The 19,357-nt window shown below is 49.2% G+C and carries 15 protein-coding genes and 2 tRNA genes; 8 read left to right on the top strand and 9 right to left on the bottom strand.

Annotation, left to right across the window (positions count from 1 at the left end; genetic code table 11):
- Positions 1-22 precede the first annotated feature (22 nt).
- From leuA2 to BUA34_RS03330, 5 genes are all read left to right on the top strand, one after another.
- Positions 23-1,579 (top strand): 2-isopropylmalate synthase LeuA2, encoded by a 1,557-nt coding sequence (leuA2, locus tag BUA34_RS03350; protein WP_072827336.1) that lies wholly within the window; start codon positions 23-25, stop codon positions 1,577-1,579.
- A gap of 47 nt (positions 1,580-1,626) precedes the next feature.
- On the top strand, positions 1,627-1,989 hold the full coding sequence (locus tag BUA34_RS03345) for a hypothetical protein (protein ID WP_072827335.1): 363 nt from the start codon (positions 1,627-1,629) through the stop codon (positions 1,987-1,989).
- 29 nt (positions 1,990-2,018) lie between these two features.
- Positions 2,019-2,837, top strand: coding sequence for an FISUMP domain-containing protein (locus tag BUA34_RS03340; RefSeq protein ID WP_072827334.1), 819 nt, complete (start codon positions 2,019-2,021; stop codon positions 2,835-2,837).
- 61 nt (positions 2,838-2,898) lie between these two features.
- Positions 2,899-3,687 carry a fibrobacter succinogenes major paralogous domain-containing protein gene (locus tag BUA34_RS03335; RefSeq protein WP_072827333.1) on the top strand — a complete coding sequence of 263 codons (789 nt, stop codon included), beginning with the start codon at positions 2,899-2,901 and terminating at the stop codon, positions 3,685-3,687.
- A gap of 45 nt (positions 3,688-3,732) precedes the next feature.
- Complete coding sequence (locus BUA34_RS03330; protein WP_072827332.1) at positions 3,733-5,025, top strand: pyridoxal phosphate-dependent aminotransferase; 1,293 nt, start codon at positions 3,733-3,735, stop codon at positions 5,023-5,025.
- 92 nt (positions 5,026-5,117) lie between these two features.
- Here BUA34_RS03330 and BUA34_RS03325 read toward each other — a convergent pair whose 3' ends face one another.
- Complete coding sequence (locus BUA34_RS03325) at positions 5,118-6,890, bottom strand: glycoside hydrolase family 9 protein (protein WP_072827331.1); 1,773 nt, start codon at positions 6,888-6,890, stop codon at positions 5,118-5,120.
- Between the two features lie 235 nt (positions 6,891-7,125).
- Here BUA34_RS03325 and BUA34_RS03320 point away from each other — a divergent pair, with 235 nt between their 5' ends.
- Both BUA34_RS03320 and BUA34_RS03315 read left to right on the top strand, forming a co-directional pair.
- Positions 7,126-9,216, top strand: a complete 2,091-nt coding sequence (locus BUA34_RS03320; protein ID WP_072827330.1) for a pectate lyase family protein — start codon at positions 7,126-7,128, stop codon at positions 9,214-9,216.
- Positions 9,217-9,455: 239 nt separating this feature from the next.
- On the top strand, positions 9,456-12,182 hold the full coding sequence (locus BUA34_RS03315; RefSeq protein ID WP_254794301.1) for a cellulase family glycosylhydrolase: 2,727 nt from the start codon (positions 9,456-9,458) through the stop codon (positions 12,180-12,182).
- A 146-nt stretch (positions 12,183-12,328) separates the two neighbouring features.
- Here the strand turns inward: BUA34_RS03315 and tgt are convergent, their stop codons facing one another.
- From tgt to BUA34_RS03280, 7 genes are all read right to left on the bottom strand, one after another.
- The gene (gene tgt / locus BUA34_RS03310; RefSeq protein WP_072827328.1) at positions 12,329-13,468 is read right to left on the bottom strand and encodes a tRNA guanosine(34) transglycosylase Tgt; all 1,140 of its coding nucleotides are present in this window, start codon (positions 13,466-13,468) and stop codon (positions 12,329-12,331) included.
- 85 nt (positions 13,469-13,553) lie between these two features.
- Positions 13,554-13,637: transfer RNA gene (locus BUA34_RS03305), tRNA-Leu, on the bottom strand.
- Positions 13,638-13,841: 204 nt separating this feature from the next.
- A tRNA-Leu gene (locus BUA34_RS03300) sits at positions 13,842-13,925 on the bottom strand.
- Positions 13,926-14,007: 82 nt separating this feature from the next.
- A complete protein-coding gene (murD, locus tag BUA34_RS03295) occupies positions 14,008-15,369 on the bottom strand; it encodes a UDP-N-acetylmuramoyl-L-alanine--D-glutamate ligase (protein WP_072827327.1) in 1,362 nt (453 codons plus the stop codon).
- Between the two features lie 286 nt (positions 15,370-15,655).
- On the bottom strand, positions 15,656-16,153 hold the full coding sequence (gene secG / locus BUA34_RS03290; RefSeq protein ID WP_072827326.1) for a preprotein translocase subunit SecG: 498 nt from the start codon (positions 16,151-16,153) through the stop codon (positions 15,656-15,658).
- A 24-nt stretch (positions 16,154-16,177) separates the two neighbouring features.
- Entirely contained in the window at positions 16,178-16,939 is a 762-nt protein-coding gene (gene tpiA / locus BUA34_RS03285) for a triose-phosphate isomerase (RefSeq protein WP_072827325.1), read from the bottom strand.
- Positions 16,940-17,089: 150 nt separating this feature from the next.
- On the bottom strand, positions 17,090-17,533 hold the full coding sequence (locus BUA34_RS03280) for a hypothetical protein (RefSeq protein ID WP_072827324.1): 444 nt from the start codon (positions 17,531-17,533) through the stop codon (positions 17,090-17,092).
- An 80-nt stretch (positions 17,534-17,613) separates the two neighbouring features.
- Between BUA34_RS03280 and BUA34_RS03275 the strand changes: the two genes are divergently transcribed.
- On the top strand, positions 17,614-18,597 hold the full coding sequence (locus BUA34_RS03275; protein ID WP_072827323.1) for a hypothetical protein: 984 nt from the start codon (positions 17,614-17,616) through the stop codon (positions 18,595-18,597).
- Here the strand turns inward: BUA34_RS03275 and BUA34_RS15685 are convergent.
- Positions 18,517-19,209, bottom strand: coding sequence for a hypothetical protein (locus BUA34_RS15685; RefSeq protein WP_139255861.1), 693 nt, complete (start codon positions 19,207-19,209; stop codon positions 18,517-18,519). The genes BUA34_RS03275 and BUA34_RS15685 overlap by 81 nt on opposite strands.
- Between the last annotated feature and the right edge of the window lie 148 nt (positions 19,210-19,357).

Here is a 19,357-nt window from a genome sequence, read left to right as displayed (position 1 = left end):
TGAAGCCGGCAAGGAGATAAAAATGACTGAAACGAGAAAACCTTTCTTCTATGACGTAACACTGCGTGATGGTAACCAGGCTCTTCCGAAGCCCTGGAACAACGCCCAGAAAAAAGATGTTTATCTGTTGCTCTTGAAGCTCGGTGTGCAAGGTGCCGAAGTCGGTTTCCCTGCGTCTAGCGAAATGGATTTTGAATCGGTCATGGAACTTGCAAAGCTCACCGCGCAGATGGCGGAAGAAGGCGACGAAACCGCGAAGAACGTCGTTGTTTCTGGCCTCGCTCGCTGCATCGAAAGCGATATCCAGCGCTGCTGGGAAGCTGTCCAGTACGCTCCGCATCCGCGCATCCATACGTTCCTTGCCACAAGCCCCTTGTCCATGGAAAACGTGCTGCACATGACGCCCGAACAGGTCAAGGAAAAGGCTGTGAAGTGCGTGAAGTTTGCAAAGTCGCTCGTCGGCGACAAGGGCGATGTGGAATTCAGCGCCGAACATTTTGGTGACTGCCTCGAAAACATGGATTTTGTGATTGACGTTCTGAAGGCTGTTGTCGAAGCCGGTGCTACGACGATCAACCTGCCGAACACGGTGGAACGCTACCGCCCGAAGCTCTACGTCGACCAGGTCAAGCAGGTCTATGAAGCTCTGCCCAAGAACATCACGATTTCTGTGCATTGCCATAACGACCTCGGCATGGCAACGGCTGCTACTGTCGAAAGCTTCTTTGTCGGTGCAACCCAGCTCGAAGTCGCTTTGAACGGCCTCGGCGAACGTTGCGGTAACACGAACTTCTATGAAGTCGCGATTGGCCTGCACAATTCCGGTGTCGAAACGGGACTGCATCTCGAACGCATTTACGAAACCGCAATTCTCGTGAGCCATTGGAGCGGCGTGCCTATATACATCCGCGCTCCGTTGATCGGTACTGAAGCAATCGTCCATCGTAGCGGCATCCACCAGGATGGCGCATCCAAGACGAAGGACATGAAGAAGGGCGCTTACCGTCCGATTGATTACTCGATCATTGGCCGTAACCAGAACGATACGCTCAGCTTCACGAGCCAGAGCGGCCGTACCGCCGTGTACGAAATCATCACGAAGTTCGGCTACAAGATGACCTTGCAGGAAGCTTCCAAGTTGCAGCCGGTGCTGAAGCGCTTGAGCGAAGCCGAAGGTGAACTCAGTGCTGAACGCGTGCTCGATGTGTTCCGCGAACAGTTCGTCAACGTGAACGGTCGCCTGGTGTTCAACAACATCGAAGTTATCCCGGACGAAAACCGCTTCATTTTCCACTTCAAGAAGGATGGTGAAGCGCTTGTGAAGTCCGTGACGGCCGAAGGTCCGATCGAAGCTGCCCTCATGCTCATGCGTGAAATCGGCATGCCGGTCGAGCTTGTGAAGTATCGCCAGCTCGTCGTTCCTGAAAAGGATAAGCTGTGGGCAGGTCGTGGCTTAAGCCGCATTGTGCTCAAGGCTAACGGCGAAGAAGTCGAAGGTCGCGGTGTCTCGAGCGATACGCTCAAGGCGAACATGCGCGCCCTCTTTGGCGGCGTGAACCTGATTTACAAGAAAGCGTAAACGTCGTTGCACGTCATCGCGAGCGAAGCAGTCCATAGGAGAAAATAATGTTAGAACAACTTAAGACGCCATTCAAAAAAGTCTATGGTAAGGTTCGTTCGCGTGCGGACGGATTTGTGGGGCCTGTTAAGGAATCGGCGTCCAAGTTGTTGGCGCTTTTCCCGAACATCAAGGCTTTTGCCGGTTCCGAAGATTTGGCGAACAATGGTGACGTTGATGGCGAAAATGTCGAAGGTTCCGAAGAAGTCGCAAAGCCTGGTCTGCGTGCTCGCTTCAAAAATTTCAAAAAATCGCTCAAGGGATTAAGCGACCTTCAAAAGCTTATTCTCTTGACGATTGCTGTCGTGCTCCCGGCAGGCATCTTGATTGCCGTTGCGCTTGCAAGTTTCTTGAAAAAACGTAAGAAGTAGTTTTAAGTTTTTATAGGAATAAAATAGATATGCAACGCATTTGGATAATACTTGCATTTGTTGCGGTGTTCCTTTCAATGGCGTATAACCTTACTTTCCAAAATCAAAAGAACGGAAAGAGATCGGCTGAAGATACTATGGAGCTTATCTTTAAAATTGAAGATAAGATTACGGCCTTTGGTAAAATAAGAGATAGAAAAGCTGCTGAAAAATTGTTGGAAAAAGTTGCGCCCTCAAAAATTATCCAGGAATTTTTTGAGGATAGCCGAGACAGCGTAAAGTACAAGGCCGTTAAAATTGGTGACCAGTGGTGGATGGCTGAAAATCTGAAGTATAAACAGGGGGAGGCCGCCTGCTATAAAAATGATTCTACCATTTGTAAAGAGTACGGTCGCCTCTACTCATGGGACGAGGCTGAAGAAGCGTGCCCTCCGGGTTGGCATTTGCCACAGGTGAGCGAGGTTGAAACGCTTTTGAAAAATATTGGTGGCGTACAAGATGAAGAAAAAAAGTTTATATGGCATAATGCGGGTTATTTCTTGAAGTCCAAGACGGGATGGCAAGATTATGATGAGGGGGTAAGTGGAAATGGTTTTGATGCATTTGGTTTTTCGGCTCTAGCGGCAGGCAGGTTTGGTGATGATGTCCTTGGCTTCTATTATTTGAATGTTGGAGCCTGTTTTATTGTGTCGCGTAAAAATGCGCCAAATCGTTTCAATATGTTGTCGATGGGCTATGATTCGGGCAATGCGACTTTATTCAGTGATGACGGAAGTTCTAGAAATGGTGGTGGTGTTTTGGGCCATATGGACAAGGATCGATATTCCGTCCGTTGCGTGAAAGATTAAACTAAGCTCTCTTTTATTCAAATATATTTTGTATATTATACAAAATAAAGAAGGAGGGTTTATGAATAAACGTATTGCATTCTTTTCACTCGTTTGTATTCTTTTGTCTAGTTTCATCGCTTGCGGTGACGATGCGTCAAATAATTCTGTTGTAACGGAGACTCCCATAGATTTGTCTTCGGTTCCGCAGGCGATGCCGTGCAAAACGGATAGTACAGATACATGCGAATACGGAACGTTGACGGATGACCGAGATGGTCAAACCTATAAGACCGTGAAAATTGGTGACCAGTGGTGGATGGCTGAAAACTTGAATCTGGAAACGTCCAATAGTTTCTGTTGGGGCAATAATCCCGAGAAGTGTGAACAATATGGCCGCCTTTATCCATGGTCTGCTGTGATGGATAGTGCTGCCGTGTGGAGCGCCAATGGTGTGAATTGTGGCTATGGCCATGATTGCAATCCAGTATATCCTGTGTCTGGATTGTGCCCGGCGGGTTGGCATGTGCCTACGTTTAATGAATGGCGAACATTGTTTGGTGCGGTAGGTGGTACTCAAAATGCAACTTACTTGTACGATACCGATAATGCGGGAAAAAAGCTCAGGTCTAGTGGTAACTGGCATTATTTTGCAGGAACGGATTCGTACGGATTTAATGTGGTTCCTGCAGGCTATAAAGGTGACCAGGGCGCTTATTATAATGAGGGCCGTGAAGCGTGTTTTTGGACATCTTCAGAAGAACGGTGGTATCATGCTTTTTCTGTGAATTTGAGAGAATTTGAGGATGGTGTTGGTACGGGTCTCTGGAGTAAAGTTTATGGCTCATCCGTCCGTTGCGTGAAAGATTAAAGTCGTTGCACTACTTGGTGAACTGTTTTCTAAATTTGAGCTATCATGCTTTCTTCACGTTTGCCTAAAGATCTTTCTCCGTCTCCGTTTTTTGCTGAATTGGAATGCGCAAAAGCCGATGTGCTTACGGCGTGCGCGAATTCAGATGCACTTCCGTTTATCGATATGACGGTGAGCAGCCCCGTGAAAGCAGGCTTGCCGGTGGAAATGGATGTGGCAATTGATGAAGGCCGCAAGGATTTCGGCAACTGGAATCCGGATGCTGCGGGCTGGAAATCAGCTCGCGAAGCGGTGGTGGAGTATTACCGCGAACGTGGTGGCAATTTTACTGCTGGGCAGATAATCCTAACAGCAAGCACGAGCGAAGCTTATTCCGTTTTGTTCAAGACGTTCTGTGATCCGGGCGATGTGATTTTAACGCCGATGCCCGGCTATCCGCTTTTGGATACGCTTGCGCAGCTCGAGCATTTGGAATGTGCTCCGTACTTTTTGAAACTTGTACGGCAACCGGTTAAGGCGAAAAAAAACGTCATTCTGAGCGAAGCGAAGAATCCAGTAAAATCCACCTTCCGTTTTGTCCTGGATTCCGACAGCCTCTTGGCGGCGCCGGAACATGCAAAAATTTTGTTGCTTGTCTCGCCACATAATCCGACTGGTCATTGCATCTCTCGTGAAGAATGGAACGCTGCGGTCAGTTTCTGCGAAGAGAACAACATGATTCTCGTCGTCGACGAAGTATTCGGCGATTATGCTTTCTCGGATAAAGTCTCGCGCACTTGGCAGTATGTTTTTGACTCGAATCATCCGAATCTCTGGGATGCGGGCGGGGGAGACTTTATTAACCTTCCCGAAAACGGTCCGAAGTGCCCGATTTTCTGGCTGAATGGTCTTAGCAAAGCTGTGGGCTCGCCGCAGCTAAAGCTCGGCTGGATGGCTTTCTACGCCCCGCGCGAAAATTTCGAAGAAATTCGCGCGGCTCTCGAGTTCGTCGAAGACGCATACTTGAGCGTTTCTGCACCTGCGCAGGCTCTCGGCATTTCGCTTTTACCCAAGGCTTCTGCTTATGAATCGCGTGTCCGCGAGCGACTCCTAACTAATTGGCAGATGCTTCGCGAAGCGTTCCCGTCCAAGTATTGTCCCGAAGTTCTCGGTGGCTGGTACGCTGTTGTGCGTCTTGGCGAAGATGACGAAGAACTCACGCTTCGCTTGCTTCGAGAAAAGCATGTGCTTGTACAGCCGGGCTTCTTCTTTGATTTTGACGAAGATGGCTGGGTGGTCATTAGCCTGCTGCAAGACCCTGCGGTTTTCAAAGAAGCGATTTCTCGCATTAAACTGTAAATAAAAAGTCCGCGAATTACATCGCGAACTTGATAAAATTGTTTGAGATTGCTTCGAGTGCTGCGCACTCTCGCAATGACGATTCCTAATTTCTAGTAATTATTCACCTTGAACGTCTTGGTTGCATTCTTGGAAGAAACCTTGATGATCTTCAGGCCCTTGTTCTGGATGCTGATATTCAGGCTGTGTCCATCACTGATAAGTTCTTGTTCGAGCTTGCCGGAGACTCCGAAGACCTGAACAGCGAATGGAGCATTGTTTGCGCTGTTTATTGTAATGGATGAGGTACTGCGAACGAGGCTGAATGTGTTTGTATTCAGGATGCGGCCTGCAACAATACCTTCTTCAGGTTTCTTTTCTTCTTCCGGTTCTTCAACATCGCTTGCGACCTTTTCGACTGGGGCTTTCTTGCTCAAGATGTAACCGAGTGCGCCAACGAGCGGAGCGTTCAAGTCGAGGCAGACTTCGTTCACCTGCCATTGGGCTGTGCTATTGCTGTGGCTTCCGCTTGTGAAGTCGCCTGCAATCATACCGCCCAAAAGTTTGTTCTTTTCAGGTGCGCCACCCATGCTGTTGACATCGCGACCTGCGTCTTCGTTGCCATAGTAGCCACGATGATGCGGATGCGTCGGAGCGTTGGCTCCGTTGCGGGTAAAGCCAACAACGTAAGATTTCTTATTGCTGTTGTCACCAAGAAGATAAGCGACGTTCTTTTCGATAGCTTCGTCGTAGGAATTGTCCTTTGCAAATTTGGAGTAAAGTGAATAGAGGAATGCGCCGCCTGCCGGAGTGCGGGTCGGGAACTTTCCTGCGCCACCAGTTTCTTTATTGTAAATACCCTTGCTGTCTACCTGATCGAGGTACATCTTGTCGAGGTAGTTTTGCACACCGGCGTAGTCGCCTAGCGGGTTGAAACCAAAGATGAATTCACCGAGGATGTAAGAGAGCGGGCTTGCGTCAGAATAGCTAAAGCGGGTGAAGCTGTTCTTGTCGAAGTCAATCTTGTCCCAGTATTTTTGTGCTTCGGATTTGTAGGATTCATCCTTGGTCGTACGGTAAAGTTCTGTTGCGGCAAGGAATGGACCATCTTCCCAAATGCCGTTCCACCAACTGGATTCATAGAAACCTTGGGAGTTCGTAACGCCTTTGTGCTTCTTGGCGTATGCAAATGCGGTCTTTGCTGCCTTCAAGTATTTTTCGCGAGCACTTTCATCGGGGTCGATACGAGCCATAACGGCAAGCATAGCGGCTGCCATGCCCGGTGTATAGGCGTCGTCCGCATTGCCTTTGATTTCGCGCGGTTCACCGCCATCGCCGGTTCCGAGCTTGGTCATGACACCTGCGGTAACCCATTTGTTATGGTCCTGATTGCCGTTACCCTTCACGGTCACAAAGTTGTTTTCGTCGATGGCTGCCTTAACCCAAAAGTCTGCTTCGTAGCGGAGTTCTTCCAAAAGGTCGCGCACGTCATTCGGTTTACCGCCTTTGCGGGTGTAATCCTTGCTTGCCTTGTAGTCGGTGTAGTCACCGGTATAAAGGTCGTAGTAACCCTTGGTGAATTCTGCAAAGCTGAGTGCCAAAACGTAAGAGGAATAGCCTTGGGTTTGACCGTACATCACGTGGTCACCGCAGTCGAACCAACCACCACTGACATCCTTGCCATTGTATTTTTCGTTCGTGAAACTGGTGGGGTTGTTTGTTCCGTCGAGAACCCAGTTCGGACCTTGGCCAGAACGCTGGGCGCCAAAGAATCGTGTGGTCATCCATGCGGCTTCGATGTAATCGTCGTCGCTCAATGCAGCCTGGGCGTCGGTGAATGCGAGGCCAAATACAGCAAGGCCTGCTAAAAAAGTCTTTTTTAACATACTCATCCTCTAAGGTTTCCCATCCACACTGTAGCGACCACAATATAATTGTTTTAATGTGATTTTTCACGAAAAATAAAATTCATATTTATGAAACCGCTCTAAATCGGGCTTCTTCATATGTAATTTTTTTATTGCATTTGCTTTGCGCTATTGCTAAAAATTGACAAAGGGGGTATATTGATTACCGGTGTGGGGCTAATTTTATTAGCCCATTTTTGGGTTGGGATGTTTTATGAAACAAATTGTTTCTATTTTCGCATGTGCTGGCTTTTTTGCTGTGGCCAACGCACAGGTTTCTCTTCAGATAGCCTCTGGTGCTTTAGAATCGGCCTATGCCGAATGGGCATCTGACGGTTCCGATAGCTACAACGTCTATTATTCGGGCGCTGGAGCTAGCGATGTCAAGGTAGATGCTCCGCTCATCCGCAAATACGGTTCCAAGTTCCGTGTCGACGTGGTCGGCCTCAAGGCGGGTAGTTACACGCTCAAGGTGGCGTCTGTAAAAGGCGGCAAAGAGACTGCTTCGACCACATCCAAATCGTTAGAAGTCAAGGCGCATGACCGTGCTGGATTCGCGTTTAGCAACGGACATGTTCCGGGCGCCTATAACGCAGACGGTACGCTCAAATCGGGAGCTGTCGTCCTCTACATTTCGGAATCGACGAAGAACACGGTCAAGCTGGATGTCGTCACGAGCAACAAGGGCGCCGTTACGGAAAGTGTGGGCCTCCAAAATATCTTAACTTCGTTCAAGAAGGGCTATGATAAGCGCCCGCTGGTGATTCGTCTCCTGGGAAATGTGACGGACCCCGAAGTGACCGACAAGGGCGACATCACCATCGATATGGGCAAAAAAGAGGGCCTTTCGATGACTGTTGAAGGCATCGGTAATGATGCGACTGCAAATGGCTGGGGTTTCCGCGTCAAAGGAACCCAGGATTTGGAAATCCGAAACATCGGCATTATGAATGTTGATTCCGACGAAGGCGACAACATCACGCTCCAGCAGGATAACCAGTATATCTGGGTCCACAACAATGACTTTTTCTACGGCCATGCGGGTAGCGACAAGGACCAGGTCAAGGGCGATGGCGCCTTGGATTGCAAGCTATCGACTTATGTGACCTTTAGCTACAACCATTTCTGGGATAATGGCAAGTCCAATTTGCTCGGCCTTAAGGAAGGTGCCAATGGGGGCTATTACATCACGTATCACCATAACTGGTACGATCACTCCGATAGCCGTCATCCGCGTGTGCGTTACTACAGCGCTCATGTGTACAACAACTATTACGATGGCAATGCCAAGTACGGCGCAGGCTCTACGCTGGGCTCTTCCGTGTTCATGGAAGCAAACTACTTCCGTAATTGCAAATATCCGATGATGACCTCGTTGCAGGGAACCGACGTCTATGCGAGCGGCACCAAGCGCGATCCGACCAATAACGGTACGTTCAGCAAGGAAGCGGGCGGTACAATCAAGGCTTACAATAACCACATGGAAGGCTCTTACACGTTTATTCCGTATGGCGCAAGCAAATACATTTTGAAGGGTAAAGAAACTGCAATTGGCGATATTGATTCTAAGGTCGATTTTGACGCTTATGTTGTAAGCAGTCGCGAAGCTCAGGTGCCGTCTAGCGTTAAGTCTTACGATGGCGCAAATACGTATAACAACTTCGATACGGACAAGTCTATCATGTACAGCTACACGGCTGATTCTCCGGAACAGGCTGTTGCGAATGTGCGTGCCTACGCTGGCCGTTTGCAGGGTGGCGATTTCAAGTGGACCTTTGACAATTCTGTTGACGATGCCTCTTCGGACGTGAACCAAGCGCTCAAAGATGCGCTCATGGCATACAAGGGTAGCAATGGGGAAGTGATGGAATATTCTTCCTCTTCTAGCGTCATACAGAGTTCATCCTCTTCTAACGTCATCCTGAGCTCATCGAGCGAAGGATCCAGTAACAGTTCTTCTTCCAACGTCATTCTGAGTTCCTCGAGCGAAGAATCCAGTGACAGTTCCAGCAACGAAAAGGTCGAAAGTTCGAGTTCAGAAGGGACGATGGGCTTTGCGAAAGTTATGATGACGAAGCCTCGCGAAATTTATTATGATGCCCGTTCTGCAAGCCTTGTTATAGGTGCCGCAGACATCACCCGTTTGGATATCATCGGTGTTGATGGCCGCCGAGTCAATATTACAGACATCAAGAGCGTAGGCGATGCCCGTGTGCTTGACATGAGCTCGCTCCGTGCAGGGGTCTACATCGTCCGATTCTTGACGCCTCTTGGATTGCAGACCATGAAGTTCGTGAAGAATTAAGTTTTACACTGTCTCCCCGGCCTTGTGCCGGGGTCGGTATTTGTGCAACCCCTTTGTTTATGTCATGCCCGCCTCCGAGCGGGCATCTCCCGTTTTGGTAAACATTTCTAATCTAAATGCCGTTTTTTTAGCGGTTTTGCATGTTTCCAAATATATTACATCTATTTTTCCCCATAATATTTATCTTTCGTTTGGGATTATATGGTTGCGGAGATTGGGTGTAAACCAAAAGGATGTTTATGAAAAAAGTCTTCGCATTATTGACGTGCGCTGCCGTGACCTCTGCTATGGCAGTGACTGCAAGCCGTGTTGGCCCCGTAAGCACGTACGGTGAACTTAAGGCTAATGGTGGCAAGCTTTCGGGTTCCTGCCCTGAATACGCAAACAAGGCTGTCCAGGTGAAGGGCATGAGCCTCTTCTGGAGCTCGGGCAATACCTATTCTACCGACTTCTACTCTGAAAAGGGCATCAACCGCTTGGTTGACGACATGGGTATCGAAGTTGTGCGTTTTGCTCTTGGTGCCGCTGACGAAAAGTTCAACAGCTCGGGCCGTTCTTACACGACGGGTGGCGAAGGCTTCCAGAAGGCTTTGCTCAAGTCCGTAGTGAACGCTGCTGTCGATAAGGACATTTACGTCATCATTGACTGGCACATCGAATCTTCTGATGGCTTTACTAACGATGCTGTCAAGTTCTTCGAATATGCAGCCCAGGAATACGGCAAGTACAACAACGTGATTTTCGAAATTTGGAACGAACCGACCGGTAGCATGGATGCCGTGAAGCAGCATGCCGATCAGGTGATTCCGGTTATCCGTAAGTATTCCGACAACCTCATTCTCGTGGGTAGCCCGGGATGGTCCAGCCAGCCGAATGCTTGCGCTTCCGCAGGCATCAACGACAAGAACTACGGTTGTACGCTCCATTTCTATGCTGCAACTCACTATATGGGCGATGGCGGTTACAACAAGGCTGCAGAAACGGCTATGGCTGCAGGCGTGCCTGTGTTTGCTACCGAATGGGGTACCGTCAATGCTAACGGTGATGGCCAGCCGGATGAAGGCTCCAGCAATAAGTGGGTAGAATGGATGGCTCAGAAGGGCGTGTCCTGGACGAACTGGAACGCTTCTGCTATGAACGAAACTTCTGCTGCATTTGCTAATGCCGTGTTCGAAAACGGTTTCACCTACACCAATTCTGGTAAGTACGTCAAGAGCAAGCTCGGTGGCGCATCTTATAAGAATTGCGGCCTCCAGAATGGTGATGCCGAAGAAGAATCCGGCTTCTCTGCTGGCGTTGCCAATGGCGCTACGACTTCCATTCTCGATGACATGGAAGATGGCGACCGTTATGGTTACCTCGGTGGTGCATGGGCTGCTGTTGAAGACCAGGAAAACGGTGGCGCAAGCTCTATTTCTAACGAAAAGATTGAAGATGACTTTGGCAACACGACCTATAAGGTTGTCTACCCGGTCAGCGGCGACAACAAGAATACGTCCAAGTATGTTGCAGCCCTTAAGGATGTAAAGATTGGTAAGGGTTCCCTTACTTACGGTCCGTACATCAAGATGTTCCTCACGCTTTTGAAGGAACCGGCAAAGGATTCCCCGAAGGCTTATGCAGACTTCTCCAAGTGCAAGACCATCAAGTACAAGTACAAGGGAGCAAGCCATAACTTCGCTATCGAAACGACCGATGTTACTGACTACAACTATCATCGCGTGAACAAGGACGCTTCTGAAGGTTGGAAGGAAGTCGAAATTACGACGGACATGTTGAAGCAGGAAACCTGGGGTGACGATTCTCGCTCCAAGCCGATCAAGATGGAAAATGCAACTCGTCTTTCTTGGGAAATCAAGGGCCTCGAAAAGGTTCCGGACGATATGAACCAGCCCAAGTATCCGTATCTCTATGTGGATGACGTGAAGTGCGACGGTCTTTCCTTCACTGCCGTTAGCGGTGGTGCTAGCGAAAATCCGAAGTCCTCTTCTAGTGCTGCAGTTGGTCAGAGCTCTTCTTCTGTTGTTGCTGGTTCTTCTAGCAGCGCAAAGGCAACTTCTTCTTCTAGCGCAATCGTTCCGGGTTCTTCTGCTACGGTAACCTACAAGACTGTTGTTGATATCGACGACGTTGAAGATCTTGATGAAGTTCTCAAGACTACGGGTACCTGGTATGCTTATACGGATAAGGAACCGGGTGGAAAGTCCTCTATTTCTAACGTATATGACCAACAGCTTGGTGGTTATGTGGTTGCTTTCCCGGGTACTGAAGATGTTACGAACGGCACCAAGGGCTTTGTTGGCTTGAAGGACATCAATTGGGATCAGGGAACTTATACTGAAGCCCCGTTTGTGGCTCTCGGCCTCAATACCAATGCTGATACCTCCAAGGGTATTGACTTGAGCAAGTGCGGTGCTATCAGCTACCGTTACAAGGGATCCGCTCATACCTTCAAGATTCAGGATGGTTCTGTGACGGACTACGCTTACCATGAATATCCGCTTGATGATTCCCAGGTTTGGAAGACCATGGTCATCAATGTCGAAGACATTGCTCAGCCGAACTGGACTCAAGATCCGAAGGACCTCAACTGGGGTGCTATCAAGAAGATGGCTTGGGAAGTTGTTGGCTACAAGGGCATTGTTTATCAGCCGACAATCAACTACCTCTATGTGGACGACCTCAAGTGCGTCGAAGTCCCGAAGGTCGGCTTCAAGACGGTTGCACGCGCTGCTAGCGGCATCAAGGTTGGCATCAAGGGCAACATGCTCAATGTGAACTTCAAGCAGGCTGGTGAAGCTCGTATCCAGGTGTTCGATATGATGGGTCATGTTGTCGAAAGCCATGTTGATTATATGAGCGCTGGCGTTCATCAGGTTTCTCTCAAGAACCTGAGCAACGGCAACTATGTCGTGCGTGTCATGATGAATGGCTCTGCAAAGACTGCTCGTATCTCTATCAAGTAAGACTGATTGCGCTCCCCGCGGAGCGCTTAAGTAACCATCAAAAACGCCCCGGACAAACTGTCCGAGGCGTTTTTGCAGTCTCGTCATCCTGACGCCGAAGGCGGAAGACACAGGCTGTCACCCCGGATTTATTCCGGGGTCGCCTTTTATTCAAGGTTTCTCTGTAGCACTTCGCATTTTGCCTTAGCCCACTCTTCAAAAGTATCGTCGGCGAGGTGGTCCTTCGCCTCTTGCATCAAGTGCAGGTAGAAGTGCAGATTGTGGATGCTGGCGAGCGTGTAGCCGAGGGATTCCCCGGCATGGTGCAGGTGGCGCAAGTAGGCGCGGCTGAAGTTTCGGCAACAGTAGCAGTCGCAATTGGGGTCGACCGGCTTGTCGTATTCTTCGGCATGGCGGGCGGCCTTGTAACGGAGCACGCCTTCGCTTGTGAAGAGCATGCCGTTGCGGGCGTTGCGCGTGGGCATCACGCAGTCGAACATGTCGACACCGCGACCGATCAATTCCAGCAAGTTCCACGGCGTTCCGACGCCCATCACATAGCGCGGGTGGTCTGTAGGCAAGTAGTCTGTGCAGAAGTCGGCAATTTCGTACATCGTTTCGGTCGGTTCACCGACGGAAAGTCCGCCCATGGCGTAGCCATCGGGGCCGAGTTCTGCGATGCGTTCAATCGCCTGCTTGCGCAAATGCGTGTGCATTCCGCCTTGGATAATGCCAAAGAACTGCTGATCGTAACCGTGAATCGGCGGGTGATCTTTGAGCCATTCCATCGCTTCGGCGGTCCAGCGGAGTGTGTAGTTTAAGCTGTGTTCCGCTTCCTTGACCGTGCTTGGGTACGGTGTGCATTCGTCAAGTGCCATGATGATGTCTGCGCCGATTTCGCGCTGGGCGTTCATCACGCTTGCCGGGCTAAAAAAGTGCTTGGAACCGTCCAGAATGCTTCTGAATTCAACACCTTCGGGCTTGATCTTGCGAAGTTCCTTCAAACTCCACACTTGGAATCCACCGCTATCCGTGAGCACCGGGCCATTCCAGCTCATGAACTTGTGGATGCCGCCTGCTGCAGCGATTTTTGGCGTTGTGGGGCGCAGGTACAAGTGGTACGTGTTTGCGAGGATAATCTGGGCCTTGATGTCTTCCTTGAGTTGAGCGGGTGTTACGGCCTTTACGGTCGCTTCGGTGCCCACCGGCATAAAAATTGGCGTTTGGATGTCGCCATGGTCAGTGTGCAAAACGCCCAGACGGGCCTTGGATTTCTTCGACGTCTTTTTCAGTTCAAAACGGTTCATGCATGCAAATGTAGAATTTTATGGGATGGTGGGAAAGGGCGCCAATGCAAATAAAAAAGACTCGATTTTCATCGAGTCTTTTTTCTGCGGTCGGACAGACTTGAACTGTCATGAGATTGCTCCCACTAGCACCTCAAGCTAGCGTGTCTACCAATTCCACCACGACCGCGTGGTCCTTAGCGGAACGAACACAAAGATAGTATAATTTTTTGATTTTGGAAACTCTTGTTGAAAAATAATTGAATTTTTTTTTGACAATGTCTCCCCGGCCTCTGTGCCGGGGTCGGCATTTTATTTGTTATTCCCGCCTCCGAGCGGGAATCTCCCTTCGTGCAAAAATGAAAAAAGACTCGATTTACATCGAGTCTTTTTCTGCGGTCGGACAGACTTGAACTGTCATGAGATTGCTCCCACTAGCACCTCAAGCTAGCGTGTCTACCAATTCCACCACGACCGCGTGGTCCTTAGCGGAACGGCACAAATTTAGTATAAAACTTTTAGCTTGTAAAGGGGGTTGCGCGCTTTTTTATCAAAAATTTTTACACCTCCGCAACAAGCTTGTCGAAAACCTGTCCGCGGACTTTGTAGTTCTTGAACAGTCCAAAGCTTGCACAGGCGGGGCTCATGATGACCGTGCCGCCTTTGCCGATGTTGAGGCTATCTGCAAAAGCTTCTTCGAGCGTGGGGAAGATTGCTGTCTTGATTCCCGCTTCGTTGATACCGGCCTTCTTCAAGTCGGCGAGCATGCGTTCGGCGGTGGCGCCAATAAGTGCAATACGCTTCAAGTTCGGGCGTTCCTTCACCAAGATGTTCGAAAGTTCCGTGAAGTCGGCATTCTTTTCGGAACCACCCAAAATCAACGCAAACGGGCGCGTCATGCTTGCGGTGGCTGCGATCGTTGCGTCCGGGCGTGTTGCGTAACTATCGTTGTAAAATTCAATGCCGTTCTTTTCGCCTTTGAATTCCATGCGGAAGGGGAGCGTCTCGTAGCTCTTGAGGGCTTCGAATGCATCGGCGATGTTAACGCCTAATGCCTTGCATGCAAGTGTTGCTGCAGCCATGTTTTCGAGCTGATAAATACCACGAACCTTGCAATCAGCGAGGTACAAAGTTACACCATCAATTGTAAGTGTTGCTCCGTCAATTACGGCATCGCCGTCACCTGCACTTTCGCCATCCTTAAGGCTTACCGCATACTTTGTCTTGGCCGGGCTTTCCGATGCAATCTTTGCAGTCGGTTCTGCATCTTTCAGATAAACGCATGCTGCATCACGCTTTTGCCAACGCACTAAATTAGCCTTTGCATCGCGGTATTCTTCGACTGTCTTGTGCCAATCCAAGTGCTCCGTCGAAACGCGCAACACAACGCCTACATCCGGCGATACGGACAAAGTCATTAGCTGAAAACTTGAAAGTTCCAAAATGCTGATGCGGTCCGGAGTCTCGTCTTCAAGTAAGTCCAATGCCGGTACGCCAAAGTTTCCGCCAATAGCGTTCGCCTTGCCGCATTTGTCCAAAATGTGGCTAATCATGCTCACGGTTGAGCCCTTACCGAGTGTACCCGTGACGCCAACCACCTTTGCAGAACGAGTTTGTTCTAAGAACAGTTGAATTTGACTCGTCATGAGGCCGCCGTTCATCTGGAAATGGAACAGCTCCTTGCTCATCGGATAAACGCCCGCTGAACGCACAACGGTCACGCAGTCCTTGAGTCCGTCCAAATAGTTTTCGCCGCTGCTAACCTTGACGTTTACGCCTGCGGGCACATCCGGAAGTGTCACTGGGTTCTTGTCCATCACGACAATGTCCTTGATGCCTTCGCGGAAAAGATAACGCAACGTGCTCTGGCCTTCGACGCCAAAGCCTAAAATACCAACAGGAGAAACGAGTGTGTTCTGCATAAAAACCTCTAAAATAGTAGCTAGTCCTTAGTCAATAGCTTCTAGCAACTATACTAATAACCTATGACTAATAACCAATGACTAAAGACCATAAACTAATAACTACAGATTAAAATTTAGCAACCCTTACCAGCAATGGGCTCTCTGACCAATCATTAAATGGGTATTGGGAGCTCGTACTTTTTTATACTAAAGTATGTTACTTTATTTATAAAAAATCCGCTCTCTTTCGAGAACGGACTTCTGAATGCGGTCGGACAGACTTGATTCAAGTCAATCTAATCTTTTACTTGGCTTTCTTCTTGCCTTTCTTGGCCTTCGGGGCTTCTGTCGGAGCAGCAGCTTCAGGAGCCGGAGCGGCTTCAGCCTTTACTTCGGCTGCAGGTGCGGCCGGAGCTTCAGCCTTCACTTCAGCGGCAGCCGGTGCAGCAGGAGCTGCTTCAGCCGGAGCGTTGAACGTTGCCGGGAGAACCGGTATTTCCGGAGCCTGTTCGGCTGCGTTTTCACGAGTAGCCTTCTGCATGGTCGATTCTTCAACAGCCTGATCCTGCTTAGCCGTGATGAGGCTGAGTGCGAAAACCACGATGAAGAAAATCACAGCAACGACACGGGTCAACTTCTGGATGAAGGTCGCTGCGCCGGCGGTAGAAAATGCAGATTGCGAAGTCATGCCACCGAGACCTGCCAAACCGCCCATCTTGTCGTTCTGAACGAGAACGAGGAGAGCAAGGAAAAAGCAGAGAAACACGTGGAGGACGATCAATACCCAAAAGAGAGTTGTCATTTGTGACGATCCTTTCGTTAAAAGTTACTTGGCTTCAGCTGCGTCGATGATTTCCTTGAAGGTGTTGGCCTTGAGACCTGCACCACCAATCAAGCCACCGTCGATATCCTTCTGAGCGAGGAGGCCAGCAGCGTTTGCACCCTTCATGGAGCCACCGTACTGGATGCGCATGCCTTCAGCAACAGCTTCGCCGTAGATTTCCTTAACAACAGAGCGGACATAAGCCTGAGTTTCTTCAGCCTGTTCGTCGGTAGCGGTAACGCCAGTACCGATTGCCCAAACCGGTTCGTATGCGAGAACGCACTTTGCAGCGTCTTCAGCAGAAACGTCCTTGAATGCGCCCTTGACCTGGAGGCCGAGAACTTCCTTCAAGATGCCGCCGTTGCGCTGGTCGAGAGTTTCACCAATGCAGATGATCGGCTTGAGGCCTGCTTCGAGAGTCTTCTTGACCTTGAGGTTCACAGTTTCTTCCGTTTCGTGGAAGTACTGGCGCTGTTCGGAGTGACCGATAATCACGTATTCTGCACCGATTTCCTTGACCATGTCGATGGAAACCTTACCGGTGTATGCGCCCTGGTCCTTCCAGTGGATGTCCTGGATAGCGAGCTTCACGTTCGTGCCCTTCACGACGTCTGCAACCTTAGCAGCAGCGAGGTAGGTCGGAGCGATAACGACTTCAGTCTTCTTCACGTCCTTGACAGCTTCAACGATGTCCTTAGCGAGCTGAACGGATTCGCTAACGGTCTTGTTCATCTTCCAGTTACCAGCAATAATATACTGACGCATGATATAACTCCTTGAGAGGTTTAAAATTTAACGCGCGTAAATGTAGAAAAACCTCTTTCTGCTGTCACCCCGGACTCAGTTCCGGGGCCGCCTTTTTTATAAAAAAAGCCCCTCGGCGGTTAAACCAAGGGGTGCAGTTTTGTTTAAGTACTAGTGTTCGTAGTTGCTCGAACGGCTAGATGTTGGCGGAGGAGATCCACCATAGCGGTCGCCTTCGATCTTGTCGAGAACCTTTTCGCCTTCGTAGCCTTTCAGACGAGCCTGTTCCGGATATTTCCAGAACAAACGAGTGATAAGCTTACCTTCGCGTGTGAAATATTCCCAGACCATGCCATCTGCAGTTTCATGATCGGGAGGTCCCCACAGGAGGTTCACCATGTCGGTTGTCATGCCTTCTTCGATGTAGCCTTGCTTGAAGGTGTTCTGCAAGTGCTTGTCGATGCCCATGCTTTCCTTGGAAATGAAGTACTCGCGTTCGTATTCGTTCTGGCCTACGCCGCGTTCAATCAGCACAGGGGAGGAATACTTGTTGTTTGTACATCCAAAGAGCATGAGTGCACCGAAGGAAATAGCGCACAGATGTGAAAATTTCATTGGATCTCCTTGTAATAGATGACCACAAAATAAGAATTTATTGCGCAAGTAGCTAAATAATTTTTAGATTTTACACTGAAATGAATAAGATTAACGCTTTGTTTAAAATTATTTTACTTAATGTGGCTGTTTTAAGCTCCTTGAGCTTTGGCGCAATTGGGCGTGACCAGTCCAATTTAGTCGGGCTCCGTTACGGACCGAACCTTTCTTGGGGTGGAATGGTGAATACTCCGATTGTGTGGGGGCAGTGGGTTCCGCAAGCTGCGGTCGGGATGCGTTATACCTGGCTTGAGCCTTTGGCGCCTCTGAACTATGGAGACCCTATTGGCTTTGCTTCTGCTTATCTCAGAATGGACGCCTCTATTGAAGTGACTCCGTTCTATGGCGGGTATCGTGCCGGGCTTGGTCTTCGTCCTTTCAGAATCAACCCGCAGATTGAATTCAATTTTGTCTATGAAAGCTATTTCTATTTCAAGTCCAATTTGGAAATGGTCAATGCCGATGTGAAGGGCGGTGGCCATATTGCTGAAACATGGAACTCCGATTACATTTTGGACAATGTTGGCAAATCGAATTCTGACTTTGACTACGCCCAGCTTTTCGATATGAGTATCGATTTTAGCTATACATTCCCGCATGGTGGCATTATTGGCATTGGCGCCCATTATGTTCTATCCGATATCAGCACCGATTTCGAGGGCAAAAGCTACGACTATGAACGCAATATTCCTGTGTTCAGCCGTGATTACATCATTGAATTGCAATCATTCGGACGTTTCCCCGTCAATGATCTTGTATCCGTCGTTTACGATGGCATGTATATAAAAACAGGGCTTTTGCGCAGCGGTGGTAGCGTTAAAAAAGAATCCCTGAGCTATCGCATGATGCTTCTGGGCGCGCATTTCTCTTGGAAAGAGGGTCTTCGCAATGTTGTCGTTAAGGCCGGTATGTGGAGCCGTGACAAAAAAAGATTCTATAACGGATCATTCGCTCAGCAGCTTTTGGTTCAGCTTGAGTATGAGGGGTATTTTTCGTTCCCCTTCCACAGTAATTTTTCCAAATAACTTGGGAACAGGCAAGAGAATCTTGGGCTTGACCGGTTTTTGCAACGGATCGGCCTCAAGAGCTTTTTTAGGATAAGCGGACTGGATCCAGAGGCTTCCGCTGTAGTCTTCACTCGATATGCTTGCCAGTGTTGGGAGCATTTCGCCAGCGTAGGCTTTCCAGTTAGCAAGGGAAAAGTAACGGGGCTTCTTGGTGACTCCGCGCATTACGACCTTTTCGGGGGTGGGGAGGGAATCTACGACTATGCTCCACCAGGTGTTTGATGCTGCTGTAGCAAGGACGTTGTTGTTGATTTCTTGCTTTGTGGAGTCCGGACACTTGAAGTAGCCGTTCGCCAAAAGTTCCAGGTCGTCTAGCTTTAAGGGTGTTTTGCCGATATTTTCTCTGAGGTGGTGGAGGCCGAGTTGCCTCTTTACTTTCCCCTCTTCGAATTCCATGTAGCGGAATTTGCCTGCGGTAATGTAGCTGAACGACGGGCTGTCGTTTAAGTTGACAAAGAACGTGTCTAAGGCGTCGCTATGATGGCGCCATTCGATGGAAACGCTCGTCCTGTTTCTTTCTTCGTTGACGAACTTTCCGTTGATGTTGACGATTATAGATGAATTGGTCAAAAGCCGCGGACAGACTGTTTGTTTGGCGTTTTGAGCCAAAATAGGGATGGTCGATATACAAATTGCAAGTATCGTCTGTTTTGCGCCTTTTATCATACAATTAATATAAGTAAATGTTATTGCATCCTGTTAAGCAAGAATGGTTAAT

Source organism: Fibrobacter sp. UWB12, assembly GCF_900142485.1.
Taxonomy (GTDB): domain Bacteria; phylum Fibrobacterota; class Fibrobacteria; order Fibrobacterales; family Fibrobacteraceae; genus Fibrobacter.
This window is presented reverse-complemented; position numbering and strand designations above follow the sequence as displayed.

Coding starts and splice junctions, on each gene's coding strand:
- leuA2 (WP_072827336.1), top strand. CDS start 23: ATGACTGAAACGAGAAAACCTTTCTTCTATGACGTAACACTGCGTGAT.
- BUA34_RS03345 (WP_072827335.1), top strand. CDS start 1,627: ATGTTAGAACAACTTAAGACGCCATTCAAAAAAGTCTATGGTAAGGTT.
- BUA34_RS03340 (WP_072827334.1), top strand. CDS start 2,019: ATGCAACGCATTTGGATAATACTTGCATTTGTTGCGGTGTTCCTTTCA.
- BUA34_RS03335 (WP_072827333.1), top strand. CDS start 2,899: ATGAATAAACGTATTGCATTCTTTTCACTCGTTTGTATTCTTTTGTCT.
- BUA34_RS03330 (WP_072827332.1), top strand. CDS start 3,733: ATGCTTTCTTCACGTTTGCCTAAAGATCTTTCTCCGTCTCCGTTTTTT.
- BUA34_RS03325 (WP_072827331.1), bottom strand. CDS start 6,890: ATGTTAAAAAAGACTTTTTTAGCAGGCCTTGCTGTATTTGGCCTCGCA.
- BUA34_RS03320 (WP_072827330.1), top strand. CDS start 7,126: ATGAAACAAATTGTTTCTATTTTCGCATGTGCTGGCTTTTTTGCTGTG.
- BUA34_RS03315 (WP_254794301.1), top strand. CDS start 9,456: ATGAAAAAAGTCTTCGCATTATTGACGTGCGCTGCCGTGACCTCTGCT.
- tgt (WP_072827328.1), bottom strand. CDS start 13,468: ATGAACCGTTTTGAACTGAAAAAGACGTCGAAGAAATCCAAGGCCCGT.
- murD (WP_072827327.1), bottom strand. CDS start 15,369: ATGCAGAACACACTCGTTTCTCCTGTTGGTATTTTAGGCTTTGGCGTC.
- secG (WP_072827326.1), bottom strand. CDS start 16,153: ATGACAACTCTCTTTTGGGTATTGATCGTCCTCCACGTGTTTCTCTGC.
- tpiA (WP_072827325.1), bottom strand. CDS start 16,939: ATGCGTCAGTATATTATTGCTGGTAACTGGAAGATGAACAAGACCGTT.
- BUA34_RS03280 (WP_072827324.1), bottom strand. CDS start 17,533: ATGAAATTTTCACATCTGTGCGCTATTTCCTTCGGTGCACTCATGCTC.
- BUA34_RS03275 (WP_072827323.1), top strand. CDS start 17,614: ATGAATAAGATTAACGCTTTGTTTAAAATTATTTTACTTAATGTGGCT.